Origin of the sequence: Crocinitomix algicola (assembly GCF_001661595.2) — a bacterium.
Lineage (GTDB): Bacteria > Bacteroidota > Bacteroidia > Flavobacteriales_D > Crocinitomicaceae > Crocinitomix > Crocinitomix algicola.
Genome location: NZ_LYPF02000019.1, coordinates 101,474 through 126,304, shown reverse-complemented (window position 1 = coordinate 126,304; position 24,831 = coordinate 101,474). Strand labels below are relative to the sequence as shown.

The window sequence follows — 24,831 nt, the reverse complement described above, 5'->3', positions numbered from 1 at the left end:
CTGGTAAGTGATATAAAAAATCGACGATTTTTTTCTGGTGACAAAGTTCGCCAGCAAAAAATTGTCCTAGGCAGCGCCACGCCGATTGAGTGGAAAAGTGCGTCTAGGACACGTCTAACCGCGAACCAAAAAAAGCGAAGTGCCAAACTACCGGCTTGGCTCGAAGCGTGCGAATGTGAGGAGGACCTGACAGTGGGAACCCCGTACTTACGGGGTGGAGCTGGCAGTGCTGTTTACAGTTGGCAGATTTTTAGTGTCGGATTTGTGCGCCCCAACCCGACGAACCGCTTGGTGAGCATAACAGAAGCGAGGGCGAAGAAATTTTTATTAAGCAAGGGCAACCTATCGGCCTTAGGCTCACTGGTTGTTTATTTACCCTTGATTTATAACAAATTTATTCTTCAGTGGTTTTTTTTGAATGCCTTAACTTCCTTTTTTCTATTTCGAGCCATCTCATGTGTGGAAATATTCCAATATGGCATATGAGAAATATTCCTATTTAAAGTATCAACAACTTTAAACAACAAAACTGACGTATCTCTTGTAAGCGTATCGAGAAATTTCAAATTATTAATCCCAGCAAAAATCACTTTTCTATAAGATATATCTTCTTGATAATTTGCGCCATAACCATAACTTAAGTCTAATTCATAATCATAGAAGGTCTTTGGAATTAGTCCTCCTTTTTGGAATTTATTCGCATAGTTAATCGATTCCTCTACAATTATATTGACATCCCTTTTGTGTTCGCTACTATGAACTTGATCAAAAAAGGAGTTTTCGTTGTTTGAATCTATAACATCTGCAGAATCGCAAGACGTCATAAATAAAATTAAACCGAGAGAAATCGTAAATATTAATCGTTTATCCTGCATTTTTCAACTCCTTTCCTTTATAAATAACCTTTTTCTTACCTTCTAAAACTTCGGAACTTTTCCCTTCTGCTTTTCGCTTCTTTATAGCTCTGTTATTTGCATCATTTTCAATCTCCTGAATCTCTTGATCTGTTTTTTTACTTTTGTCAAATTCGTTATAAACAGACCCTGAGACCGAGCTTAAAACTCCTTCTATTTTATTATTTAAAATTTCATCAAAACGAGCTTTTTTCATATCGAAAAAGTCTTGAGCTTCTTCAACTGAAAGATCCCCATTTTGCATTTTGGTATTAAGTGCATTTTCAAGGTCGGTGGTTTTCTTCTGAAAGTGCGTAACCAACTCATTAATAACGGTATTTGCGTCGCCTTTAATATTTACAATGTTACCATCATTATCCTTTACCTTCACCTCCATAGAAGCGTTAAGTACAGCCTCGTAGTACTGATTGACGTGTGCTTCTTCATGATCCAAAACTTGTTCAGCTATATCACCATCAGCTGACATAATTGCGGCTCCTTCTCCATGGTCGATCTCGGCCAATACAGTATTCCTATTTACATTTACAAAAACTTCTATATCCATTTGCATAGTTTCTTTATTCCATTTTGCTCCAACTTGAATTAAATACGAAGCATTTGCAAGATCATGGATAGTCTCTGGTTCCTTTGTGAAGTTATTTACTACAGTTGTAAGAATCCAATCTTTCCCATTAAAATCCATAAAAATCACCGGATTATTTGCTCCAAAGATATAACTTGCTGTTGATGGGTATTTTGCCTCCAAAGGATCCCTACTCAACCATCTCCCCACTCTCGGATTATAAAATCGAGCTCCAAAATCGTAACTTTGCCCATTAGCATCCATCACTTCCTCATCATCTTCCATGCCGTTAAATCCATACCTATACTGGTCCCCTGCATCTTCATTCCTATTCGGCATCATCATCCCAAACGGATAATAATCACTCTGGCTTACAACATCTGCCACATAATAATCCACAATGCCGCCTTCAAGCGGTCCTGCTCCCGGTTCTGAATAGCCATGAAATTTAGAATTCATCCTCATTTGGCTAAATATAAACATTACAGTTTGATTAACATGGAAGTAGAAGTGTGTCTCACAAGTTTGCAATGTGATTCAATTGGTTAGGTTGGAGGCTGTGGATTTACCCTTAATTTCCGATTTCGCAAGAAATGGGTTCGTGATCGGAAGACTTTATTGCATGTGTTTTAAAATTTGCGGATTCAAATCTTTCGTCATAAAAAATATAATCGATTCGGTTGGAGGGAACGACACCAACATAGGTTGTTCCGATCCCATTGCCTGCTTGGACAAAAGCATCATTCAGCAAACTATTAAACTGACGATAACAATATGAGACAGGTGTATCATTAAGATCACCGCAAAGCACTACTGGATGGGGTGATTTTTTAATCTCTTCGGCTATTTTTAATGCTTGAGGGGTTCTTTTTTCGAATCCAATTTTCAGAATCCTCAGAATTCGTTTGCCCGCCTCATTATTCTCCTTCAAGCCCTCCATATCATTATCTTCAAAAAAACGATAATCATCTGGCTGAAATCGAATAGAGCCTATGTGCGCGTTAAATACACGAATGGTATCAAGATCGGTCACTATATCCGAATAAATGCAAAAATTATTAGGATCATTTTCAAAAGGTATTTCACCTTTATTAATTATTGGATATTTTGAAAATGTTGCCACCCCGAAATACTGTTTACCAGTCATTTCATGCGTATATCGTTCGTGATAATAAGGCGTCTTCAACAAATCAATCAGCTTATTCTTCGTTTCAAAATTTGAATGACCATCCTGATGATAAAATTCTTGAAAACAGTAAACGCCTGCATCCTCAGTTTTCAAAAAATTAAAAATTTGATCCCGTTTTTCTATACGATTCTCGAGGTCATATAAATTAAAAATATGCACATTATAGGACAGGAACTTAACTTTAGATTTTAAGGTAGTTTGCGATAAATTAATCGCGTAAAAATCTTTAAGATGATTAATTCCTAGAAGGATAGTTAATAAACTTAACCAAATAAACTTGCGCTTAAAAAACAGCCAAAAAACAATAAAAAGTAGTTCAATGGATAACCAAATAGGATAAGACAATCCGAAAAAAGCAAAATAATAGAGTTTGTTTGGTGAGATGTGTGTAGCAAGATACGCTCCTATTAATGCCAAAGAATTAAGAATATTCAAAAAAAAGAATAAACGTAAAATAACCGAAGTTTTTCTTACATCTTGCACTGTTTCCATTTATCGTTTGCTCTCTTTAAAGAGAATGTCTTTTTCTTCTTTAGTAAGTCCCTCATATCCTTTTTTGGATATTTTTTCGAGTATAGCATCAACCCGCTCCTGACGTTTATTCCTTGCTGCGTTGTAATCTTCGTCGCTCATTTTTGAAGTCGCTGATTCGCCTGTATGCACCCTTAACTTAGGTTCTCGTTTAAAGGTTATTTTTGGGAGCTTTATGCGAGCAATTATACGATCTACCCTATTCATTATATTCCCTGCTGAATGTGCTTTAATTACTGAAATTGCTCCGAACAAAGCACCACCTAAATGGGCAAAATGTGCAACACCCCCTCCGCTACTTCCAACGCCCATTAAATCACTTAACAAAAAAATTCCTGCTATGGCAATTAGTGGCATTGAAAAAACTCCAAAAAGTTTTACCTGAAAACTGGGTTGATGAACTGCTGCTGCAAAAAATACGGCCATTACCGAGGCCGATGCACCTAGAATTACAGAAGGTCCATCAGCTTTTAACAAGGGAAAAACGAAATATGCTGCGCTATGAATTAAATAACCAAAAATTCCTCCTAAAACATAGGTTGACAATAGCCGTCGTTCTCCAAAAAAATGAACAAAAATGCGAGCTGTAAAAAATAGCACCAGCATATTTAACAATAGGTGCATTAGCTCAAAATGAGTAAATTGGTAGGTGACAATCGTCCAAGGCCTAAAGATAATTTCTGAAGGAACAGAACTTGCAATTAAATACGAAAGTACATTACCAAATAAAGCTTCATCCACAAATAAATGGCCTATAAGGCGAATGAGAAGGATGAATAGGAAAACTACCAAATTGATAAAAATTAGTTTACCTACCAATCCTGACTGGCGAATAATTCTTTTTAAATACGCTGTAATACTCTCGTTTTGCATAATCAATAAAAATTAGAACGATTTCTTTGCCAAGTTTTTATCAGAATAAATCCAAACAATGCACCTCCTAAGTGAGCGAAGTGAGCAACTGTATCCAATGGATTGTCTTGAACAATTGCGTACAATTCAATTGCCGCAGCTCCTAAAGCTACCCATTTTAACTTCATTCGAATAGCAAAATAAAGCAAAACTTCTTGATTTGGAAAATACAAGGCAACACCGGCCAACAATCCAAAAATAGCCCCTGAAGCACCTACCATTGGCGTTTTCATATTCAAAAATGAATCAACCAAATGTCCTTTATTCGGATCACCGTAAACAGCCCCGTTTCTTAATTCGAACAATTGTTCCACTTCTGGAAAAAAACTACCGGTCACTTCATAAAACTCCAATCCCATAATAAACTGATGCAGCAACGCTGCGCCAATTGCGGTTACGAAATAAAAAATTAAAAATCGTTGAGGACCCCAGACCCTCTCCAACATATTACCAAATACCACTAATCCAAACATATTAAATAAAATATGTCTAAAACCATCATGCATAAAAAAATGCGTGGCTAACTGATAAGGTTCAAAATGGGATGACCCAATATAATAAAGTCCTAAAATTCGACCTAAATCTATTCCTTGATTCTGAAAAACGGCGGTTGCCAAAAAAAATAGCACATTAATAATGAGGAGGTTTTTTACAACCGGCTGCATATTTCTAAAAATACTCTGTAGCATTAATTAAATCTTTTAGTAATTTCCTCAATAGTAAATGTTTCAATAATTTTTTTACCATGAGGTGATAATTGAGGTGAAGTAGAAGCAAATAATGCGTCTGTTAAATATTCCATTTCATCGGCAGTTAATTTTTTTCCTCCTTTAATCGCCATTGCACTTGCCATTGACAAAGCTATACTTGCCTCCATATTGAGGTCGTTTTTTTGTTGATTTTCTTGGTAATTCTCAAAAATATCAACCAATGTACGTTGAGGGTTTTGTTCTTCTAGTCGTACTGGTACGGCATGAATTACAATTTTTTGTTGATTTAGTTCCAATTCAAATCCCGCATGATTAAGTTCAGGAATTAAATCTTTCCAACTCGAAACTTCCGTCTTGTCAATTTCAATTTCTTCAGTAAATAAAAGTTTTTGAGATTCAACCCCTGATTTTCCTATATCATCCATGAGTTGATCAAACAAAATTCGGCAATGTGCGCGAAACTGATCTATTAAAAGAAAGCCATTTTTGATGGACGTAAGAATATACTTATCATTGATTTGAGTCGGCTTTTTTCGCTTTACCTCCAACTCATCATTCATGGAAGAAGAGACAGTTTCTACTTGTACCTTCTCTTCTACTTCATCTTCATACGACTCTAACGCTGTACTTTTCGCGGATTGATAAAAATTCTCCCAAACCGATGGGTCAACCTCTTTTTTACCCGAAAACCCTCCAGCACTAATAGCGCTTCCTTTTGAAGGATTGGATTTTTTAGTTGTTTCAAAAGGGTTAAATGTCGGATCTACCTGTATTTCAGGAATTCTAACCGATTCACCTTTTTTAAGTGCAGGAATATTAAAACTCACTTCCTGATCAAAATCAAGAGATGGAGCAATATTAAACTGTCCTAAAGCTTGTTTAACCGCACTTCTTATAATCGCATAAATGGCTTGATTTTCTTCGAATTTAATCTCCGTTTTTGTCGGATGGACATTAACATCAATAGATTTCGTAGGAACATCGAAATAGAGAAAGTAAGGCGGATATTTTCCAGAAGCGATTAGTCCTTCATAGGCATTTGCTACGGCATGATTAAAATATCGGTCTTTGAAATAACGATTATTTACGAAAAAATACGATTGATCGCGCGATGCTTTGGCATATTCGGGCTTCACTACAAACCCGGTTATTTTTATAATATCGGTCTCTTCGTTAACTGGCACAAGTCGCTGATTAAACTTTGCCCCGTAAATTTGCACAATCCGTTGGCGAAGTCCTTGTTCGGGCAAATTATATATTTCATCATCATTGTGATGAAAAGACATTTCTATTCCAGGATGTACTAAGGCAATTCGTAAAAATTCCTCTACGATTTTCCGATATTCCGTTGTATTTTTTCCTAAAAAATTTCGACGAGCAGGTACATTAAAAAATAAGTTTTTTACAGCAATACTCGTCCCATTCGGCGTCATAACAGGTTCTTGAGAAACAATTTTTGAACCTTCGTTTATTATTTCCGTTCCCAGTTCAGCATCATGTGTTTTGGTTTTCATACACACATGAGCTATCGCTGCAATTGATGCTAGCGCTTCACCTCTAAACCCTTTTGTATGCAATAAAAAAAGGTCGTCCGCATTGGCTATTTTACTTGTTGCGTGTCGTTCAAAAGCCATTCGAGCGTCAATCGGTGTCATTCCAGAACCATTATCAACAACTTGAACCAATGTTCTCCCACCGTCTTTAGCAATTAAGTTGATGCGAGAAGCACCTGCATCAATGGCATTTTCAATCAATTCTTTAACTACCGAAGCGGGTCGTTGTACGACTTCACCAGCGGCAATTTGGTTCGCTATATGATCTGGAAGTAGTTTTATTATTTCAGACATGCACTTATTTCAATTTATCTATATTTTCATCAATCGCAACTCCAGCTACATCTAACCCAATAAACAAATAATAAAAAGCCAGAACAACTATCGCTAAAATAATTATCAGTCGAATATTTGATCGAAATGATTGCGTTCGGAACTCGGAATTTCCCCATCGTTCTGCCATATCAGCTTTAAACTTCACTTCTCTCGCATAAGTCCCATCTTCATCTACCCCATTTTCCATTTCCGCACGTTTAACTTTTTCTTTTAGTGCCTCTTTTCTAGGATCGTAGTAACGCGGGGTATAATCAAACCTTTTATGTCGGTTTGGTAATTTAAATATTGACAGCCTGTTCCAATCCATATCTCAATCAATTAATCGTTTTAATTACTGCGAATAATAAAACGTATTTGCACTACAAATATAATGAGATTAACTTCAAAATTCGGTTAAAATCTGCCTTGTTAATCGAAATGTTCACGGTTTATCCTTCTTCGCAACAAGTTGTGTAATGCACGTTAAATTGTGGACAAAATTGGTGCCATGGCAAGATTTATGCATGAACAAATTTATACTTTCGTCCATTCGACAAAAAAACAGGAATTCAAAAGACTATGAAAAAAGACCTACACGTCCTACTTACAGCAGTTTGCATCTTTTTAATTGCTAATATCTCTTTTCCGCAAACAGGAACTGACAATATTTCAGTTTCAGTTAAAAAACCTGATTTTTTATCAGTTGACGGAACATGGGCCGATTCGGTTTTTCATAGTTTATCGCCTGAAGAAAGGATAGCACAATTATTCATGGTTGCCGCCTACTCGAGTAAAGATCAAAATCATGTTGAATCCATAAAAACCCTCGTTAAAGATTATAAAATAGGAGGATTGATTTTCTTTAAAGGAAGTCCAATAAAACAAGCACAACTAACAAATCAATATCAATCACTCTCAAAAACACCTTTATTTATTGCTATAGATGGTGAGTGGGGCTTATCAATGAGATTAGATTCTACAGTTAAATACCCGAGACAAATGTTACTTGGAGCAATACAAGATGAAAACCTCGTTTACCGTATGGGGAAAGACATTGCAGAACAATGTAAGCGGATGGGAATTCACATCAACTTTGCTCCTGTGATTGATGTAAATAATAATCCGGCTAACCCAGTAATTAACAATCGTTCTTTTGGAGAAAATAAAGAAAAAGTCACTCAACTTGGTTTAGCATATATGAAGGGAATGCAGGATTTAAATATTCTTGCTTGTGGAAAGCATTTTCCTGGGCACGGTGACACCGATATGGATTCCCATAAATCTTTACCTACAATACTTCATGATTATAAGCGACTTGACAGCCTTGAGCTTTACCCCTTTAAAAAATTAACTGATCAGGGACTTGCAAGTATGATGGTCGCTCATTTGTCAATTCCGAGTTTAGATCCCACAAAAAATCAAGCCTCCACTTTGTCAAAAAAAATTGTCACTGATTTGTTAAAAGATAGTCTGGGCTTTGAGGGCTTAGTATTCACAGACGCACTAAACATGAAAGGGGTTTCGGCATATTACCAAGCTGGTGAAATTGACGTAAAAGCAATATTAGCAGGGAACGATGTTTTATTGTTTCCGGAGGCTGTACCAACTGGAATTAATGCGATTAAATCGGCAATAGCCAATGGCCAAATCAGTCAAGAAGAAATTGACGAGAGATGTTTGAAAATACTTCGTGCAAAGGAATGGGCTCACCTTAATTCCTATCAACCTATTGACACTGAAAAATTAATTGCCGACTTAAATAAAACCAAGTACGAAGCGCTCAATCATCAGTTAAACAAAGCTGCCATCACCTTGATCCAAAATCATGATTCCATTCTACCGTTTTCAAGTATCAACCCCCAAAAAACATTGTACCTGAATTTTGGTGGAACAAGTGATAATTCATTTGAAAAAACAATGCGACTTTATGCTGATTTTGATGTTTTAAAAATACCCCGATCGCTCTCCGCAAATGATGAGAAAAACCTATTTGAACATTGTGAAAAATATGATCGAATTATTCTTGGGTTTCACCGCACCAATAATAATCCTAAAAGAAATTTTGGAATAACGAAACAGGCCATTGCCATTCATAATTTATTAAGTGAACAGCAGGAAGTTATAACAGTTTTATTCGGAAACCCGTATGTAGTTGATGGTTTTGGTAATATTGATGCAACAAAGGCTTTTCTAATTGCCTATCAAGACAATGACTATACCCAAATAGCAGCGGCTCAAACTTTATTTGGAGGAATAACGCCAAAAGGTAAGCTTCCTGTGTCCATTTCACCTTCCTTTCCGCAAGGATTCGGTTTAGAATATAAAAAAAGTATTCGCTTGGCACATGTCCTACCCGAGGAGATTGACATTTCAAGCGATTCGTTAGCCGAAATAGATAAAATCGCCTTGGAAGGGATTCGAAAAGGAGCGTTTCCAGGTTGTCAAATAGTTGGTATTAAACAAGGTCAGGTTTTTTACAATAAGTCTTTTGGATATCACACTTACGAAAAGGAAAGACCTGTTAAAAATAATGATATTTATGATTTAGCATCCATCACAAAAATAGCCGCGACTACCATTTCGCTCATTCGATTACAGCACGAAGGTGTTATTCATTTAGACAGCACCTTATCAACCTACCTTCCCGAATTGGTAGACTCTACACCTTATCAGAATATGGTCTTACGTGAAATGCTCGCCCACCAAGCAGGACTTTTTCCTTGGATTCCTTTTTACACCGAAACACTCGTTGACAAGGAATTAGATTGGGAATTTTACAGTAAAGATTCTACAGCAAGAACACCGGCAAAGGTTGCCGATCAACTTTTTATTCCCGCAAACTATGATACGACTATTTTAAGAACGATTACAGAGCGAGCCTTAATCCGCAAAAGATATAAATACTCTGATTTAGGATATTATTTTTTCAAACGGATTATTGAAGATGCCACGGGTTTAACGCTGGATGAATACGTGTACCGAAATTTTTATGAACCGATGAACTTGCGTTACACAACCTATCGTCCACTTTACAAATTTGAGAAAGCACAAATTACACCAACAGAAAACGATAAGATATTTAGAAAACAACTGGTTTGGGGCAATGTTCACGATCCGGGCGCAGCCCTTCAGGGGGGAGTTGGCGGACACGCTGGTTTATTCTCGAATGCGTTGGATTTAGGTACGCTCATGTATATGTTAATCAATAATGGGCAGTATGGTGTTCATACTTTTCTAAGTCCACAAACAATTGAAGAATTTACAAGCTGTCAATATTGTCCAAGAAATCGACGTGGTGCAGGATTTGACAAACCTGTTCGATCATTGGATGGTGGACCAACATGCGATAAAGTTTCGTTGAGTAGTTTTGGACACTCTGGTTTTACTGGAACATTAACTTGGGCCGATCCTGAAAAGGAAATTGTATATGTTTTCCTTAGTAATCGTGTCTACCCTGACGCCAATAATTGGTTAATCACAAAAGAAGATATCAGAACAAGAATTCAAGATGCCCTATACCGCGCTGCAGATTTTTAATTCATATTTACTTGTTAAAATTAGAGCGTATGAGCAATTGGATTTGTAAATTTGCCCCAGTTAGATAAGATTTGTAAGTGCTTAGATATTTTTACGTCAATAAGCACAATTAAAAATAGACATTAATGAAAATTGGAATTGTGCTATACCCTACTTTTGGAGGTAGTGGGATTGTTGCAACAGAACTTGGTAAGGCTTTAGCTGAAAAAGGACATGAAATTCATTTTATTTCCTACAACCATCCTGTTAAATTGGATCATTTTTTACCCAACATTCGCTATCATGAAGTTCGGCCCTTTCACTATCCGCTTTTTGATTATCAACCATACGAACTTGCGTTAACTAGCAAACTAGTAGATGTTACTCGATATGAAAACTTAGATGTCTTACATGTACATTATGCCATTCCGCATGCTTCTGCAGCTTATTTTGCCAAACAAATACTAAAAACACATAATATCGATATACCATTCATCACTACTTTACATGGCACCGATATTACATTAGTTGGTAAACACCCATCTTTTGAACCTGTTATTACCTTCAGTATTAATGAGTCCGATGCGGTAACAGTAGTCTCTGAGAGTTTAAAACGAGACACTTTTCAACATTTTGCTATATCAAATCAAATTGAAGTGATTCCGAACTTCGTCAAACATTCACATTATAATGGCGAACTAAACGAATACGATATCGCTAAACGAAAACAATTGGCTCCAAATGGTGAACGAATAATCAGTCATGTTTCAAACTTTAGGCGTGTAAAGCGAATCGGTGATATTGTGCGAGTTTTTGCCAAAGTAATTGAAAAAATTCCTGCACGTCTTGTTTTAGCTGGAGATGGACCTGAACGCCATAAAATTGAACAACTTTGTACGGAGTTAGGAGTTTGTGACAAAGTTGAATTAGTTGGAAATGTTCAGACAGCATCTGAAATTTACCGGATCAGTGATTTATTTATGCTCCCATCAGAAACAGAAAGTTTCGGACTTGCTGCACTTGAGGCTTTAGCTTCTGGTGTTCCTGTTATTTCGAGTAAAAGTGGTGGAATTCCTGAGGTGAACAAGCAAGGTTATTCTGGTTATCTGAGTGACGTGGGTGACATTGACGAAATGGCCGAAAATGCGCTAAAAATTCTAAGTGATGATGCTACGCTGGCTAAATTTAAAGAGCAAGCTTATCAACACTCGTTAAATTTTGGAATTGAAGAGATTCTACCAAAATATGAAGCCATTTACAATCGACTTGTAGAACAGAAAACTGTACAAAGTTAGCACGATAATTTTTAAAGTTAGAATTTAAATGTGCTTGTATTAAATGCCGAGTAAATCAAGCTTTTAAACGCTCAATTTGGATTGATTGTGTGAAAAACATCAAATCATCAGACAGCTCAAGAACCTCATAATCAATTTTGTTATTTGATTTTAAAGCCATTGTAATATAACCTAGACCTGCACCACCTTTTTTTGACATTATACCGTTGGACAATGTATCCATGTATATCGCCTTAATTTCTGCACGATTCATTCCATTTAAATCGTCAATTTTTTTAGTTAAATAGCCGATATTTTTCGCCTTAACTAAATTTCCAAAAGTGAATCGGTAATCATCTTCGTTCTGTAAAACAATTAAAAATGAGACTTGATTCCCATCACTGTCTTTTTCGCCATGAATGCGAGCATTTTGAAGACCTTCGACTAAAATGCTAAACATTCTTTTTACGGTTGCTTTTTTATCCCCCGACTCAATCATCATCTCCTCAATATTCGTCGTCAAAGAATTCACCAAATCCTGAGAAAACTCACCAAAGTGCGACACTAATATTTTACCATCCGCTTGGATGTTGTAATCCCCAAAAATTTTTTGGAATTGAGCATTACATTTTTCAACTAAGTTATTTCGATGTAACATCATGAGTTACAATGGGCTTGATTCATAATGGAAAGATAAACAATATTTAACTATTATAAAAAAATGTTGATAAAATTTAATAACTGTTAATTGTGGATTAATCGAAGAAATACTTCAATTCGTAGTAAAAACAAGGCTTTAAAGGAAGATTTTTTTAATGAGAATTCTTTAAGTTTTCGACAATTGTCGCAACAGCTGGACAAACAAGCGTATTTTTATAGGTCAAGGTTAAAATCTGGTGCATGTTTTTACGATCTGTGTGAGGATATTCACGGCATGCTTGCGGACGCACATCATAAACAAAGCATTTATTATCATCTAATAAAAATGGACATGGTGAAGATTGGAGCACATAATCATCGTCTTCATCAATTTTTAAATATTCTTGAATGAATGACTGTTCCTTCATTTTAAACAATTTGGACAACTTTTTTATGTCTTGATCTCTAAAAATTGGACTCGTCGTCTTACAACAATTGGCACAATCCAAACAATCTGTTTTTTTAAACGTTTCTTCATGTAAATTATGGAAACGAGTATCAATTTGTTTCTTATTCCCTTTTCTCAATTTTCTTAGAAACAAACGATTTTCCTTCTCTTGCGACTGGCTTTTTTCAAGTATTTTTTTCAATTCATGATCCACAATTACAAAAGTCGCAAAATTCATTTAATTATAATTATTATATTTCACTATTAAATTATAGAAGTGCATGAGTAATACAAGGTATGACCTTATTGTTATCGGAGGTGGTCCAGCTGGTTATGCTGCAGCGATGCGGGCGATAGACTATGGTAAAAAAGTGTGTTTAATTGAAAAAAAACGTGTGGGAGGTGCAGGTGTCTATCATGGTGCATTAAGCTCAAAAACATTATGGGAGCTTTCACAACGGGTAAAAAATGTCAATGAAACAATTATATCGCTTGGCAGAAAGCCCTATGAAATTTCATGGGCGGAAGTCAAAAAGACGCTAGAAGAGGCAATATTTGAACGAAAATTCCAGTACTCATGCCACATCAAGCTTTTAAAAAATATGGCGGGAGAACTTTTTAGTTACCGTCGTGGGTATGGAAAATTGGTGTCAAAAAATTGTGTTTCCATTCAAAAAGAGAATGGGGATACAACAGAAATTGAAGCAGATAATATTTTGATTGCCACTGGAAGTCGGCCAAGAACATTACCCAATATTACGGTGGATGAAAAAGCTATTTTAACGAGTGATGGCATAGACTTAATTGAAGATTACCCAAAAAGCATGGTAATAGTTGGTGCTGGGGTTATTGGATGTGAATATGCAACTATCTTCTCCAATTTTGGAAAAACAAAAGTATATATCATTGATCGGGCCGACCAAATTTTGCCATTTGAAGACAATGACATTTCTAAAACAGTTGCAAATAATTTGGAAAAAAGAGGAGTTACTGTCCACCATAAAGCTCAACTCGTCCGTATGGAGGTTGTTGATGGTGAAGTAGAATATGAAATAGAAAGTGATGGAGAACGAGAAGTTATTCGCGTTGAAAAAGCATTATTATCTGTTGGTAGAGTGGCCAATTTTGACAATATTGGACTGGAGGAGGTTGGCGTTAAATTAGGACCTCAAGGTCGATATATTGGCGATAACAATACGCAAACTAATATCCCTAACATTTATGCCGCAGGTGATATTTCTGGGCGAATTGCTTTGGTTAATGTGGGGGAAATCGAAGGGCGTCATGCTGTTGAGCGAATGTTTGATAAAGACATCAATCCATTATCGTATGACAATGTATGCACCATTATGTTTTTAGAGCCAGAGGTGGCTGCAGTTGGCATGAACGAAAAGCAGTGCATTGAGCAGAACATCCCATGTCGTGTTGTAAAGCTTGATTTTTCCGTGATGGCAAGAGCAATTGCGATGCGAAAAACTCAAGGATTTTTTAAAATCATTGTAACCAACGATGACGACATGAAGATATTAGGCATGCGCGCAGTTGGAGAACACGCGTCAAGCGCCATCGAAGCAGTTGCTCTTTTAATAAAGATGGATCGAGGTATTGCTGAATTAGCCGAACTTGTGCATCCGCATCCCTCTATTGTCGAAGGTGTGCAAGAGTGTGTTAGAATGCTTATGAATCGCTCCGTATTTAAATCTTCAGTATTTAAAGACAAATTAGCCTGTTACAGTTTGGTGGATGGTGTTAAAACACCTTTGCAACGATTGTAGCTTTTATGAATTCTTTATTTGCTTACGAACTAACCACTCGTACGTAGCGATATTCCCTCCGATTAGAATAAATGCGTAAATGACATCCTCTATTGGAATTGTCACCAATCTTCTACCGGCGTTCTCTAAATCATTATAATACACTATTGGTTGTTCTATACCCGAACCAGTTAGCACGCCGTTTACGATAAAAAAAGGCAATAAAGAAACGATAAACGCCAAAGGCAAATGCTTCAATTCGCGCTCTTTTTTTTGCAAAAAGTAAACTGTTAAAAGCGTAATCATCCCAACAACTAATGAATAAGCTCCACCCCAGCCCATTATCATCACAAACAAAGCGTAAATCACAACTAATGCATAAATCAATCGATTAAATCCAAGTAATTTAACTTTAGGAAAATAATCCTTCAAGCATTGATAAATAAAGGTACATGAGAATGGGACTACTAAAAAGAATAAAATTTCTTCAATTGGAAGATTAAAAATAGATAATCCAATTAGGTATTGATCGTTGAACCACCATACACCCATAGCTGTAAAAATAACATCCCAAAGAATAAAAGGTATGCCAATTATTAACAGTGCCAAAAACACGTGTTTCCAACTTTTATAGAAAGCTACTTTTTTATCAAAACTTAATAAAACTGGGAAAATGATTGTCAAAAAATCGAGCAGTATGTATAATGACTTCATAAGCAAAAAATTAAATCATGTTAAGCACCGCAAAAAACACGAACCAAATTAAGAAAAGCCACGAAGCTGTACGGTTTTTTAATCGGCTATTTTTCAGGTAAATGTATCCAAAAATACCCGAAAAAATAAACCAAGTAAGATAATTTGAAAAAGGTATTGCCTCACCGCCCCATGACCAAAAATCGAACTTAATCGCAACGGGCTCCATCACAAAATCCATAATTGTACAGAGAATTGCAGTGAGAATCGCTTTTCCAATTATGCCGCCCTTTAAATCTCGAACGATATTTGCTGAAGCTAAAACAATTACAAACCAGTTTACGCCTATTAACAAAGGAACATCGAGTAACTTGAATCCTAAAGTTCCGCCATAAGAATAGTTCCCAAATAATAAACCTGTCGCTGTTCCAATCCATTCAATTAAAAAACCTCCACCACCTATCACCAGCAAATAAAAAAGGGCTTTTTTTAAATTGTCTTCACTAAAAAAAACAAGCAAACCACAAAGGGTAAGGTTCATCCATGTTAAATCTGTACCCTTATTCAGTCCAAAAGTTTGAGGTGCCGCAAATAGTATTATTCCAATGAAATGAAAAATCATTAGAATTATGGGGGCAAAAAAAAGAATGCGTTTAATTATCATTTTTACGAATTAAAGTGGATACTATTTTAGCTGATTTTAACACAAGTGGAATTCCGCCTCCAGGATGAACTGTTCCACCACAAAAATACAATCCAGGGTATTTTTTGTTGGTATTACCATGTCTTTTTAAAGCCGCTAACTTATGATTTGAAGATGCTCCATACAGTGCACCCTGATGTGCTCCTGTAATTGCTTCAATATCTTTAGCCTCCCAAATCGACTCATGCAAAATGTCGTTTTTAATGTCAACGTCAAAGTGTTTTAAAATAACCGCATAAATATAGTTGCGTAGTTTATCTTTTTCTTGATCAGAAACTTTAAAACCCGCTGGCATATTGATCATCACAAACCAATTTTGACCTGATTCAGGTGCATCTTCATTATTGACAACACAACTAAGATGGATATAAATTGTTGGCTGAATATCAAAAAATTCACCATTAAAAATTTGCTGAAATTCCCTTTTATAATCCTCTCCAAAAAATATGTTGTGCAATTTTAAGTCTGGTATTATTTTGTCTACGGCCCAATAAAAAACAATTCCAGATGACGACCGTTCTTGCTTTTTAATTTTTCGTTCTAATGTCTGATCTTTGAGAATTTGAGTATAAAAATTTGCGACATCAATTCCTGATACCACGTTCTTTGTTAAATGAATATGCCCTGAACTTTCGGTTTTATAGCCTTCATCAAGCTGCTCAACTGAAATCTCACTTTGATTAAATTCAAATGACACCCCACAATCAATCGCCAATTGATAAAGTGCATCAACAATACTGCGCATACCTTTTTTTGGAAAGTAGACACCATCTTCCAACTCTAAACTACCTACCATACTATAAATTCCACTCATCTTGAATGGATTTGATCCGTTGTATGTTCCAAACCTATTAAAAATTTGAATTAGCCTTTCATCATTGAAATAAGAACGATTAAAACCATCTAAATTATCCAACAAAGGGCGGGATAATAACTTCGGGTATTGCTCGAGAACTTTACGGTCAAAAATATTGTTTAACCCAAATTTGGGGTGATTTATAAAAAGATTTCCTAATCCGGTATAAATTCGTTTCGTTCTGCCAATATATTCTTCCGCAGCAGCTGATTCTTTTTGCCCAAATATCTCAACGAATAGTTCTTTTCTTTTTTCTTGATCAGCTGGAATAGTCAAGCGCGAACCATCTTGAAAAAAATACTGGCAAGAATAGTCCATTTTGACGTATTCAAAATAATCCTTCAAAGATTTACCCGCGAGATCAAACAACTCTTTTATTTGCTCTGGTAAAGTAAACAAAGAAGGTCCTCTATCCCATCTAAATCCTTCCCATTTATAAGCTGCTAACTTACCACCATAGGTCTCATTTTTTTCTAAAACTAAAACCTTTTTACCTTGAAGAGCCAATCTAATAGCAACCGCCATTCCTCCCAAGCCAGCACCAACTACGACCAAATTTGCATTATCCATTTAAACCATGTGTTTCAACAAGTGCTCTTCAACTCGATCGAAAATCTCTAAAAACCAAACGGTATAATTCTCTCGATTTTCTTTCATGTCTTTTTTCAACGAAGTTAGGTCGATATATTTCCAATTAGCAACTTCATCTGGATTAGGTTTTGGCTCTTGGTTGTAGCGGCCGATAAGAACATGATCATATTCGTGTTCTGTTAAACCATTGTCTAATTTGGCCTCATAAATGAATTCAAAAATTTCACTTACTGGCGCAACGAATCCCATTTCTTCGACTAGACGTCGTTTTGCAGCGGCAAGAATACTTTCATTCTTTCTAGGGTGACTACAACAAGTATTTGTCCACAGCCCCCCAGAATGGTATTTCTCAAACGCACGTTGCTGCAAGAGAAGTTCATTCTTTTCATTGAAAATAAAAACGGAAAATGCCCGGTGCAAAAGTCCTTTAACATGCGCCTCTTGCTTCTCCATAAGTCCTATTTCATGATTTGAGCGATCTACCAATATAACCTGTTCCATTTATAAACTCAAGTTTTGTTTAATTTTCTTTTTGTAAGCTGCTGACCAAGTCGAGGTGTTTAAATTATCAAGAATAAACTTTCTATCAGCCTCAATATTTCCAGAATACCCCAAAAAGGATGGAGCATTTTTTTGAATTGAGTACCTTATAAATCTAATTTCAACATTTCTGCTGTCCCTAGCTATGGCTTTTTCTAGCATTTCTTTACCCTCGTTAAAATAATCTAATTTTTGTAATGGCCAATAGGTATGGTTTGCAAGCGACATTACTCCAGCAGCATAATATGCATAATATAGAGGGTTTTTACTTAGTGAATATGGTTTAGTGAGATTAATGAGCTCATTATTTTTTTCTTCATCTAAATTGGCCTGTTCGAACAAAGTCCTAATTCGAACAATATCAGAAGCATAAACATACTCGGTCAAACCAAGAATTAAGAAAACAATTAGTAATTTTTTCATTATAAAAAGTTAATTGAGTTTTTTAAATAGGACTGAAAGAATAACACTAATTTCTTCTCGTTAGAGATTCTAATTCTTTCTTTCATTAATTCATGAATTGTTTTTCTTTTAATTTTAGCCAACAGTTTGGTATAGTAGGTATAACTCACGTAGACACCTAATCGTGCGGATTTCGGTAACATCTTAATTCCAATATAAGCCTCTGCAAATTCTTTCTCTATTTCTTCTTCAATTTTGAGTTTATCTTGCGGAGTAATACCATCTTCACCAATATGTGGAAAATACAAACGTCCAAGCTCTTCAAAATCATCTTTTAAATCGCGGAGGAAGTTTATTTTTTGAAAGGCAGATCCTAATTTTTTTGCATAAGGTTTAAGATCATCGTACAGTTTTTGATCGCCTTCAACAAATACTTTTAAACACATTAATCCCACGACTTCCGCCGATCCAAAAATATATTCTTCGTACTTAGATTGCGTATAATCCACCTTATTCAAATCCATTTTCATACTGTGAAAAAAGGCATCTATTAGCGCATGGTCTATCTTATATTTATTTACTGTAAACTGAAAAGAATTCAGTATTGGATTCAGTGAAATTTTTTGTTCAATTGCCTTGTAAGTGTCCTTTTCGAAATCATCCAACAATTCTTGTTTGTTAAAACCGTGGAAAGAATCAACAATTTCGTCGGCAAACCGAACAAAGCCGTATATACCATGAACATCATTTCTAATTTTTTTATCCAAAAAACTGACTCCTTTATAAAAGGAAGTACTGTATGTTTTTGTAACCGCCTTTGAGGCTTCAGTAGAATAGTGATCAAATAATTCCTTCATAACTTTCAATTAAATGGTTAGCAACTAATTTTCCAGACATTAAAGCAGGTGGTACACCCGGTCCAGGCACTGTCAATTGGCCACAGTAAAATAAATTGTCCAATTTTGATGTAATTTTGGGTTTCAGATTGGCAGTTTGCTTCAGTGTATTTGCCAGTCCATAAGCATTACCTTTGTATGCATTGTAATCATTTTTAAAATCTTCAATACAGTAAGAACGCTTATAGATAATATGGTCTCTAATTTTCTGACCTGTACGCTCTTCAAGTCGATTCATTACAATATTAAAGTACTTTTCTCTTAACTCTTCCGTATCCTCTATATTGGGAGCGATTGGAATTAGTATAAAAATATTTTCCATTCCTTCTGGAGCCACCGTTCTATCAGTTTTCGAAGGCATGCATGTATAAAACAAAGGGCGTTTTGGCCAGTTAGGATTTTCATAAATTTCTTTGCCATGTGCCACTAAATCCTCATCAAAGAACAAATTGTGATGTTCTAAGTTTTCTAACTTTTTATCGATACCTAAATAAAAAATCAAACTACTTGGTGCCAGGCTCCGCGTATCCCAATATTGAGAGGAATATCTTCTAAATTTTTTGGGCACTAAATTTTGTTCGACAAAATTATAATCTGCACTTGCCACAACAGCGTCGAAAGTAAGATTCTTACCATTGACACTTATTGTCTGTATTTCACCAGCTTCACAGTTGAAGGCATCAACCGACGCATTCAATTTAAATTCTACGCCAAACTTTTGAGCAACTTTGTGCAAGGCTTCTGGTAATTTTCCCATTCCTCCTTCCGGATACCATGTTCCTAATCCCATATCGGCATAATTCATGAGGGTATATAAGGAAGGAATTCTACTCGGCATTTCTCCCAAGAACAAAACAGGGAAATTCAATAAGCCAATTGACTTCGGTGAAGAAAAACGGTTCCTCACATCCTTATCAACTGATTTAAAGACATCGAGTTTAAACGATTCTTTAAGCACCTTGAAGTTAACCACTTCGTTCAATTTTAGCCCAGGTTTTTCGAGGTATTCCGGAATAGCAATTTCGTATTTACTTTTAGCATCATTTAAAAAACGTTTCAGCTTCTCACCTCCTCCCTGCTCATAACCTTCAAAAAGCGCAACAAGTTCATCGCGATCAGCTGGAATATCAGAAAAATCATCCTCCCAGAAAACGCGATAAGAAGGATTTAGTCGAATGAGTTTAAAGTACTCAGAGCGATTTTCACCAATCTCCTCAAACAATTGGTCGATTAATTCAGGCATCCAATACCAGCTGGGTCCCATATCAAAGGTAAAACCCTTCTCTTGATAAACCCGAGCCCTTCCGCCTATTCTATCATTTTTTTCGAAGACAGTTACACGATGTCCAGCTTTTGCAAGCAAGATAGACGCATATAAGCCAGAAAAACCAGCTCCGATAATTGCTATATTTTTTACCTCTCTACGCATTCGCTTAATTTTTTTCTTGCTTGAAAAACACGGCTTTTAACTGTACCCATCGGGATGGATAATTTATCAGCAATTTCCTTATATTTAAATCCTTCCATGTGCATTTTGAATGGAACTTTTAAATCTAGGTTTAAATCTTCAATCTCTGCCTTAATCTGAAGTTCCATCATTCGATCAATTGGAGTTATCCGATCAGTTTCGCCTTGATTGACAATAAAACTGTCGGAGTCACAATGAATCATTTTATTAGACATTTTACGGATATTATTTATAAAAATATTACGCATAATCACTTTCAACCATCCTTTCAAATTAGTATTGGTGCGAAACTTATCATAATTCGTAATTGCTTTAAGTATTGTATCCTGTGCTAAATCCTTCGCTAGTTCAGTGTTTCGAGTGTACTTTAAGGCAAATCCATTAATAAAATCGGATAAATCCAAAATTTGTGTTTGATAATCAGTCCGTGTCATAATGTTTAACGTTTAAGATTTATTGTTAAACAAATCTACAGCAGTATATGCAATATTCAAAACTTTTGTTTAATTAATTTTTGTTAAAGTTAAACAAAATCACCTCAACCCTAGCTACAACAAAGGTTATATCAATAATAAAAAGTTACGTTAAAATTTTGGAATAGGATTTAAAAGCAAAAAAAATATCGATTTAACAAAAATCGATATCAGAAACTTGACTTATCACTTTTAATTCACTGGGAATATGTTCCTTATACAACTCTGTCTGAAAGCCACCGAGATAGACCTTTGTCAAATCAAAACAATTCTTAATCTTATCGATGAAAGCTTGGAATTCTTTTTCACTTATTTGAGCGACCAAACTCGAGAATAAATAGTCGGGTTGAACAGATTTGACCAAAACTTCTAAATCGGTCATTGGCATAGCCGCACCTACGTATACCGTCTTATACCCTTTTGTGCGCAAGTAATAATTGTAGAACAATAAACCAAGTTCATGGTATTCGTCTTCTTTAAGAAATAAAAGAACCACACCATTATTCATGGAAAGGTTCTTTAGTTCGGGCGTATTCACAATAAAAAGGCGACGTATAATATTGGATAAAAAGTGTTCATGCGCCACGGAAATAGTATTTACCTGCCATAATTCACCAACCTTCTTCAATAATGGAATTAATAGGTTAGTAAAGATATAATCGATACTGTACTTTGCGATATAATCGGAAAAAAGGTCAATAATTGAAGGTTCGTCGAATTCGATTAAAAAACGAATGATTACGTTAATGTTACCATCTTGACCTTCGTCCGCACCCATTAAATTTTCGATTGCTAGTTTTTGAATTTCTTCATCTGATAGTTTGGCAATCTTTGAAATTTTTAAACCATTGGAGTATAAAAGATTGATGTTAAGAATCTTCTTTAAATCATCTTCGGTGTATAGTCGTATGTTTGTTTTAGTACGAGCAGGCGACAGCAATTTATACCGCTGCTCCCATATACGCAGCGTATGTGCTTTAATCTGCGTGAAATTTTCTAAATCTTTGATCGAGTAAACGCTCATACTGAGATAAACAGATTAAATCTGCTTTTGTTCAAGAATCTAACTAATTTTTCAGGGCGCAAATATAATTAATGATAGTGAAATCACTCTCGTTTTGCTTTTCTAGCTGCCTTTTTTATTCGCCGTTCATTCTTGCGTTTTTGTTTTCGGATGTGCTTGTATTTTTTTGCACTTTTTTTCTTGCGTTCTTTATCTGCTTTTTTACCTTCCTTATAGGTCAATCGATCAATTGAGACTATTTCATCATCAAACTCAACAATCCCAGCCTGGATATCTTTGATTACCTGCTCCACTATTCTGTCATCGCCAATATTAGGTTCAAATGTTATATGCAGATCCTGATCCCACATTTTTGCCATTGTATTGAACATATTTGCTTTTGTCTCACCTCTATATTTACTAGAAATATCGTAAACTGTCATTCCGGTTTCACGATGAATGAGCTTCATTAACATTCTACCTTCACTCGTGTACAAATCCAAAATAAAATACTTAAAATCATTCTTTAAGTGTTTGTAAGCTTCTTTATAAAAACGATTTTTCTTTCTTCTTTTTTCAATTTTCTCTGCATTATGATCCACTTGATCGATTACATCAGCGGCATATAATGCATAGGGATAAACTTTTACAACCAAACGTTTCATTCGGTTATATCGATTCAAATATTCTTTTGTGTAAACAGGTACTATTTCCCCTTCATACTCCTTCAAACTGTCTGATGGCCACAAACCATTCTGTCCATATACAGTACCTCCCAAAATGAGTGCAAATATTACAAGTATTCTTTTCATAATTAGAATAATACAAGTTTCATACCATAAGTTACGTATATAATTCGAGATTATTATCTTTACAGTCATTAACATTTATTAAATACTGTCATGATACAGCGAATTGTATACCTAGGTCTATCGAGTGTTTTTTTCTTGTTCTCTTCATGTAATGGTGAGGGAGACAGCAATGCGAACGCTGACATAGATTCAGTTAAAATCGATACCAGTTTAGGAATAGACACGTTATCAATAGCTCCAGTTGACTCCTTGACAATTGATTCTGCAGGTTATATCAATGAGGAAGCAGCATTAAGCTCACAAATTGAACAAAAATATGGTGAACAGTGGGATTTTTGTGATTGTGTTGTAAAAAATGATTCAGTAAATAAAGCGATTATGGAAACGGAAGATGACGCTGCTTTTGAGGTTATTGTCGCTAGAATGGAAGTTATTGACCAGCATTGTAAGGAATTGCTTACCGCACCTAATACGACACCTGATGAGCGAGCAAAACATGAACGAAAAGTTAATAAATGCTTGAGAGCTGCGAAATAAAACTCTTTATCCTTAATTAAAGTCGAATGCTAATCTAATTCCCGGATTATTTCCTGCAAGAATTGTAGGATGCCAAGACATCGATAAATCCTCTGACACATCAAAAGTCACAAAATGGGCGTCTACGTATGCTTCGATAACATTTAGACCCCAAACACCAATAAATGCAAAAAGAAAAAGATCTCTTTTATTAGCATATGAATCATACCCTCGAAATTCTACTTCACCTAATGTATAGCCTTGTATGAGTGAGGTTTCTGCTATTCCGTTAGCGTCTTTCGGGTAGTTCTTAAATCGGGCATCTAAATAAGAATTTGGATTATCGATTTGATACAGATATTCCTGACGTGTAAGATTTGCAAATTTATTATTGTGATAAAAAAAATAGCCACATGCCCCTAAACCGCCATATATGAGTGGAACTTTCCACCAAGCACGGTGTTTTTTATTAGAAAAGTTTCGATAACCAATTTCGTTATAAATTTGACCTGCACCAGGAAGGATTGCAGAAAGAATTGCTGCTCGTTTCGTGTTATATCCAAACTCAGGGTGATTAACATCCAAAGAATCTTTCCATCCAAAAGCAAAGCTTGTCGAGATAAAAAGAATTAAACCAGACGTTACAAAAAATTTAGTCATCAAGTTGATTAATAAAATCTATAATTTGATCGAGTTTTTCCTCTGATCCAAAATTAATAACGATTTTACCTTTTCCTTTATTGTTTGAAGCGATTTGAACTTTAGTATCTAGTTTTTCTGCTAGTCTATTTTGAAAATCTACCAAGTTTTCTGCTAAAACCGTTTCTTTTTTCGGCGCAGATTTTGGTTCTTCCATTCCTGCTTTTTGAGATTTAATAAGCGCTTCAACTTCACGAACTGAAAGTTCATCTTCAATAATTTTTCTAAAAATATCGATTTGAACATCTTCTTCTCCCGCTGAAACTATTGCCCGCGCATGTCCCATGGAAATTAAACTCTCGCGAATTCCAATTTGAATTGGAGCTGGCAACTTTAAAAGCCTTAAGAAATTAGCAATGTTTGAACGGCTCTTCCCTACCTTTTTACTTAATTGTTCTTGAGTAAAATTACATTCATCAATTAAACGTTGATAAGACAAACCTACTTCAATGGCATTTAAATCAACTCGCTGAATATTTTCAACTAAAGCCATCTCCAGCATAGTTTGATCATTCGCGATTCGAATGTAACAAGGAACCTCAGTCAATCCAACCAATTGCGAAGCTCTAAAACGGCGTTCACCAGAAATCAGCTGGTATTTATCCCGGCCTAATTTTCGAACGGTAAGCGGCTGAATGATACCATGAACACTAATTGAATCCTTTAATTCCTCTAATTGCTCCTCCTCAAAGTGAGTCCTTGGATTAAAAGGGTTTGCTTCAATTTGCTCAATAGCAATAGAAGAAATTGAACCAACAGTTTTTCCTTCTGAACCAATGTTCTTGGTTGTTATATCTGTATTTGCATTTTCTAATAACGCACTTAATCCTTTACCTAAAGCCCTTTTCTTAGTCATTCTTCA

Annotated in this window: 25 protein-coding genes; 4 read left to right on the top strand and 21 right to left on the bottom strand. The window is 35.6% G+C overall.

Annotated features, from left to right (window positions below; translation table 11 throughout):
- Nucleotides 1-401: 401 nt before the first annotated feature.
- The 7 genes from A8143_RS12895 to A8143_RS12865 form a co-directional block, all read right to left on the bottom strand.
- The gene (locus A8143_RS12895; RefSeq protein WP_070138327.1) at nucleotides 402-875 is read right to left on the bottom strand and encodes a hypothetical protein; all 474 of its coding nucleotides are present in this window, start codon (nucleotides 873-875) and stop codon (nucleotides 402-404) included.
- Complete coding sequence (locus tag A8143_RS12890) at nucleotides 865-1,935, bottom strand: RHS repeat domain-containing protein (RefSeq protein WP_070138326.1); 1,071 nt, start codon at nucleotides 1,933-1,935, stop codon at nucleotides 865-867. Before A8143_RS12890 ends, A8143_RS12895 begins: the two co-directional genes overlap by 11 nt.
- Nucleotides 1,936-2,047: 112 nt before the next feature.
- Nucleotides 2,048-3,157, bottom strand: coding sequence for an endonuclease/exonuclease/phosphatase family protein (locus A8143_RS12885; protein WP_070138325.1), 1,110 nt, complete (start codon nucleotides 3,155-3,157; stop codon nucleotides 2,048-2,050).
- Entirely contained in the window at nucleotides 3,158-4,069 is a 912-nt protein-coding gene (locus A8143_RS12880; protein ID WP_070138324.1) for a rhomboid family intramembrane serine protease, read from the bottom strand.
- 2 nt (nucleotides 4,070-4,071) lie between these two features.
- Entirely contained in the window at nucleotides 4,072-4,797 is a 726-nt protein-coding gene (locus tag A8143_RS12875; protein ID WP_083261375.1) for a rhomboid family intramembrane serine protease, read from the bottom strand.
- A complete protein-coding gene (gene mutL, locus A8143_RS12870; protein WP_070138322.1) occupies nucleotides 4,797-6,665 on the bottom strand; it encodes a DNA mismatch repair endonuclease MutL in 1,869 nt (622 codons plus the stop codon). The genes A8143_RS12875 and mutL overlap by 1 nt, the downstream gene beginning before the upstream one ends.
- A 4-nt stretch (nucleotides 6,666-6,669) precedes the next feature.
- Nucleotides 6,670-7,014, bottom strand: coding sequence for a hypothetical protein (locus tag A8143_RS12865; RefSeq protein WP_070138321.1), 345 nt, complete (start codon nucleotides 7,012-7,014; stop codon nucleotides 6,670-6,672).
- Between the two features lie 251 nt (nucleotides 7,015-7,265).
- Between A8143_RS12865 and A8143_RS12860 the strand changes: the two genes are divergently transcribed.
- Together A8143_RS12860 and bshA are read left to right on the top strand one after the other, a co-directional pair.
- Nucleotides 7,266-10,223 (top strand): glycoside hydrolase family 3 N-terminal domain-containing protein, encoded by a 2,958-nt coding sequence (locus A8143_RS12860; RefSeq protein ID WP_070138320.1) that lies wholly within the window; start codon nucleotides 7,266-7,268, stop codon nucleotides 10,221-10,223.
- 125 nt (nucleotides 10,224-10,348) lie between these two features.
- On the top strand, nucleotides 10,349-11,497 hold the full coding sequence (gene bshA, locus A8143_RS12855) for an N-acetyl-alpha-D-glucosaminyl L-malate synthase BshA (RefSeq protein WP_070138319.1): 1,149 nt from the start codon (nucleotides 10,349-10,351) through the stop codon (nucleotides 11,495-11,497).
- A gap of 55 nt (nucleotides 11,498-11,552) precedes the next feature.
- Here bshA and A8143_RS12850 read toward each other — a convergent pair whose 3' ends face one another.
- Together A8143_RS12850 and A8143_RS12845 are read right to left on the bottom strand one after the other, a co-directional pair.
- Nucleotides 11,553-12,137 (bottom strand): SiaB family protein kinase, encoded by a 585-nt coding sequence (locus tag A8143_RS12850; protein ID WP_139134352.1) that lies wholly within the window; start codon nucleotides 12,135-12,137, stop codon nucleotides 11,553-11,555.
- Nucleotides 12,138-12,288: 151 nt separating this feature from the next.
- Nucleotides 12,289-12,801, bottom strand: coding sequence for a YkgJ family cysteine cluster protein (locus A8143_RS12845; RefSeq protein ID WP_070138317.1), 513 nt, complete (start codon nucleotides 12,799-12,801; stop codon nucleotides 12,289-12,291).
- Nucleotides 12,802-12,844: 43 nt separating this feature from the next.
- On the opposite strand from A8143_RS12845, the gene A8143_RS12840 reads away from it, so the two are divergent.
- On the top strand, nucleotides 12,845-14,338 hold the full coding sequence (locus tag A8143_RS12840; protein ID WP_070138316.1) for a dihydrolipoyl dehydrogenase family protein: 1,494 nt from the start codon (nucleotides 12,845-12,847) through the stop codon (nucleotides 14,336-14,338).
- 3 nt (nucleotides 14,339-14,341) lie between these two features.
- Here A8143_RS12840 and A8143_RS12835 read toward each other — a convergent pair whose 3' ends face one another.
- The 10 genes from A8143_RS12835 to A8143_RS12790 form a co-directional block, all read right to left on the bottom strand.
- Nucleotides 14,342-15,031 (bottom strand): lycopene cyclase domain-containing protein, encoded by a 690-nt coding sequence (locus A8143_RS12835; RefSeq protein ID WP_070138315.1) that lies wholly within the window; start codon nucleotides 15,029-15,031, stop codon nucleotides 14,342-14,344.
- 10 nt (nucleotides 15,032-15,041) lie between these two features.
- Nucleotides 15,042-15,674: a carotenoid biosynthesis protein gene (locus A8143_RS12830; RefSeq protein ID WP_070138314.1), complete on the bottom strand. Its 633-nt coding sequence runs from the start codon at nucleotides 15,672-15,674 to the stop codon at nucleotides 15,042-15,044.
- Nucleotides 15,664-17,139 (bottom strand): phytoene desaturase family protein, encoded by a 1,476-nt coding sequence (locus A8143_RS12825; RefSeq protein ID WP_070138313.1) that lies wholly within the window; start codon nucleotides 17,137-17,139, stop codon nucleotides 15,664-15,666. The genes A8143_RS12830 and A8143_RS12825 overlap by 11 nt, the downstream gene beginning before the upstream one ends.
- Entirely contained in the window at nucleotides 17,140-17,661 is a 522-nt protein-coding gene (gene idi / locus A8143_RS12820; protein ID WP_070138312.1) for an isopentenyl-diphosphate Delta-isomerase, read from the bottom strand.
- Nucleotides 17,662-18,123: a hypothetical protein gene (locus A8143_RS12815; RefSeq protein ID WP_070138311.1), complete on the bottom strand. Its 462-nt coding sequence runs from the start codon at nucleotides 18,121-18,123 to the stop codon at nucleotides 17,662-17,664. It abuts the gene before it with no gap.
- Nucleotides 18,123-18,959: a phytoene/squalene synthase family protein gene (locus A8143_RS12810; RefSeq protein WP_070138310.1), complete on the bottom strand. Its 837-nt coding sequence runs from the start codon at nucleotides 18,957-18,959 to the stop codon at nucleotides 18,123-18,125. The genes A8143_RS12815 and A8143_RS12810 overlap by 1 nt, the downstream gene beginning before the upstream one ends.
- A complete protein-coding gene (locus tag A8143_RS12805; protein WP_070138309.1) occupies nucleotides 18,943-20,427 on the bottom strand; it encodes a phytoene desaturase family protein in 1,485 nt (494 codons plus the stop codon). The genes A8143_RS12810 and A8143_RS12805 overlap by 17 nt, the downstream gene beginning before the upstream one ends.
- Entirely contained in the window at nucleotides 20,412-20,900 is a 489-nt protein-coding gene (locus A8143_RS12800) for an RNA polymerase sigma factor (protein ID WP_070138308.1), read from the bottom strand. Before A8143_RS12800 ends, A8143_RS12805 begins: the two co-directional genes overlap by 16 nt.
- A gap of 193 nt (nucleotides 20,901-21,093) precedes the next feature.
- Nucleotides 21,094-21,963, bottom strand: coding sequence for a MerR family transcriptional regulator (locus tag A8143_RS12795; RefSeq protein WP_070138307.1), 870 nt, complete (start codon nucleotides 21,961-21,963; stop codon nucleotides 21,094-21,096).
- Between the two features lie 83 nt (nucleotides 21,964-22,046).
- Nucleotides 22,047-22,754, bottom strand: a complete 708-nt coding sequence (locus tag A8143_RS12790) for a DUF4294 domain-containing protein (protein ID WP_070138306.1) — start codon at nucleotides 22,752-22,754, stop codon at nucleotides 22,047-22,049.
- Nucleotides 22,755-22,844: 90 nt separating this feature from the next.
- Between A8143_RS12790 and A8143_RS12785 the strand changes: the two genes are divergently transcribed.
- Complete coding sequence (locus A8143_RS12785; protein ID WP_070138305.1) at nucleotides 22,845-23,291, top strand: hypothetical protein; 447 nt, start codon at nucleotides 22,845-22,847, stop codon at nucleotides 23,289-23,291.
- Nucleotides 23,292-23,303: 12 nt separating this feature from the next.
- Here the strand turns inward: A8143_RS12785 and A8143_RS12780 are convergent, their stop codons facing one another.
- Together A8143_RS12780 and A8143_RS12775 are read right to left on the bottom strand one after the other, a co-directional pair.
- Nucleotides 23,304-23,930 (bottom strand): DUF5683 domain-containing protein, encoded by a 627-nt coding sequence (locus A8143_RS12780; RefSeq protein ID WP_070138304.1) that lies wholly within the window; start codon nucleotides 23,928-23,930, stop codon nucleotides 23,304-23,306.
- Nucleotides 23,923-24,825 carry a ParB/RepB/Spo0J family partition protein gene (locus A8143_RS12775; protein ID WP_070138303.1) on the bottom strand — a complete coding sequence of 301 codons (903 nt, stop codon included), beginning with the start codon at nucleotides 24,823-24,825 and terminating at the stop codon, nucleotides 23,923-23,925. The genes A8143_RS12780 and A8143_RS12775 overlap by 8 nt, the downstream gene beginning before the upstream one ends.
- Nucleotides 24,826-24,831: the final 6 nt, after the last annotated feature.

Bases quoted from the DNA above. Each gene is read 5' to 3' on its own strand.
- A8143_RS12795 (WP_070138307.1), bottom strand. From the start codon at position 21,963: ATGAGCGTTTACTCGATCAAAGATTTAGAAAATTTCACGCAGATTAAA.
- A8143_RS12885 (WP_070138325.1), bottom strand. From the start codon at position 3,157: ATGGAAACAGTGCAAGATGTAAGAAAAACTTCGGTTATTTTACGTTTA.
- A8143_RS12775 (WP_070138303.1), bottom strand. From the start codon at position 24,825: ATGACTAAGAAAAGGGCTTTAGGTAAAGGATTAAGTGCGTTATTAGAA.
- idi (WP_070138312.1), bottom strand. From the start codon at position 17,661: ATGGAACAGGTTATATTGGTAGATCGCTCAAATCATGAAATAGGACTT.
- A8143_RS12835 (WP_070138315.1), bottom strand. From the start codon at position 15,031: ATGAAGTCATTATACATACTGCTCGATTTTTTGACAATCATTTTCCCA.
- A8143_RS12830 (WP_070138314.1), bottom strand. From the start codon at position 15,674: ATGATAATTAAACGCATTCTTTTTTTTGCCCCCATAATTCTAATGATT.
- A8143_RS12865 (WP_070138321.1), bottom strand. From the start codon at position 7,014: ATGGATTGGAACAGGCTGTCAATATTTAAATTACCAAACCGACATAAA.
- A8143_RS12890 (WP_070138326.1), bottom strand. From the start codon at position 1,935: ATGAATTCTAAATTTCATGGCTATTCAGAACCGGGAGCAGGACCGCTT.
- A8143_RS12850 (WP_139134352.1), bottom strand. From the start codon at position 12,137: ATGATGTTACATCGAAATAACTTAGTTGAAAAATGTAATGCTCAATTC.
- A8143_RS12810 (WP_070138310.1), bottom strand. From the start codon at position 18,959: ATGAAGGAATTATTTGATCACTATTCTACTGAAGCCTCAAAGGCGGTT.
- A8143_RS12895 (WP_070138327.1), bottom strand. From the start codon at position 875: ATGCAGGATAAACGATTAATATTTACGATTTCTCTCGGTTTAATTTTA.
- A8143_RS12880 (WP_070138324.1), bottom strand. From the start codon at position 4,069: ATGCAAAACGAGAGTATTACAGCGTATTTAAAAAGAATTATTCGCCAG.
- A8143_RS12860 (WP_070138320.1), top strand. From the start codon at position 7,266: ATGAAAAAAGACCTACACGTCCTACTTACAGCAGTTTGCATCTTTTTA.
- A8143_RS12825 (WP_070138313.1), bottom strand. From the start codon at position 17,139: ATGGATAATGCAAATTTGGTCGTAGTTGGTGCTGGCTTGGGAGGAATG.
- A8143_RS12845 (WP_070138317.1), bottom strand. From the start codon at position 12,801: ATGAATTTTGCGACTTTTGTAATTGTGGATCATGAATTGAAAAAAATA.
- A8143_RS12805 (WP_070138309.1), bottom strand. From the start codon at position 20,427: ATGCGTAGAGAGGTAAAAAATATAGCAATTATCGGAGCTGGTTTTTCT.
- A8143_RS12790 (WP_070138306.1), bottom strand. From the start codon at position 22,754: ATGAAAAGAATACTTGTAATATTTGCACTCATTTTGGGAGGTACTGTA.
- A8143_RS12785 (WP_070138305.1), top strand. From the start codon at position 22,845: ATGATACAGCGAATTGTATACCTAGGTCTATCGAGTGTTTTTTTCTTG.
- A8143_RS12840 (WP_070138316.1), top strand. From the start codon at position 12,845: ATGAGTAATACAAGGTATGACCTTATTGTTATCGGAGGTGGTCCAGCT.
- A8143_RS12875 (WP_083261375.1), bottom strand. From the start codon at position 4,797: ATGCTACAGAGTATTTTTAGAAATATGCAGCCGGTTGTAAAAAACCTC.
- A8143_RS12815 (WP_070138311.1), bottom strand. From the start codon at position 18,123: ATGAAAAAATTACTAATTGTTTTCTTAATTCTTGGTTTGACCGAGTAT.
- A8143_RS12800 (WP_070138308.1), bottom strand. From the start codon at position 20,900: ATGACACGGACTGATTATCAAACACAAATTTTGGATTTATCCGATTTT.
- mutL (WP_070138322.1), bottom strand. From the start codon at position 6,665: ATGTCTGAAATAATAAAACTACTTCCAGATCATATAGCGAACCAAATT.
- bshA (WP_070138319.1), top strand. From the start codon at position 10,349: ATGAAAATTGGAATTGTGCTATACCCTACTTTTGGAGGTAGTGGGATT.
- A8143_RS12780 (WP_070138304.1), bottom strand. From the start codon at position 23,930: ATGACTAAATTTTTTGTAACGTCTGGTTTAATTCTTTTTATCTCGACA.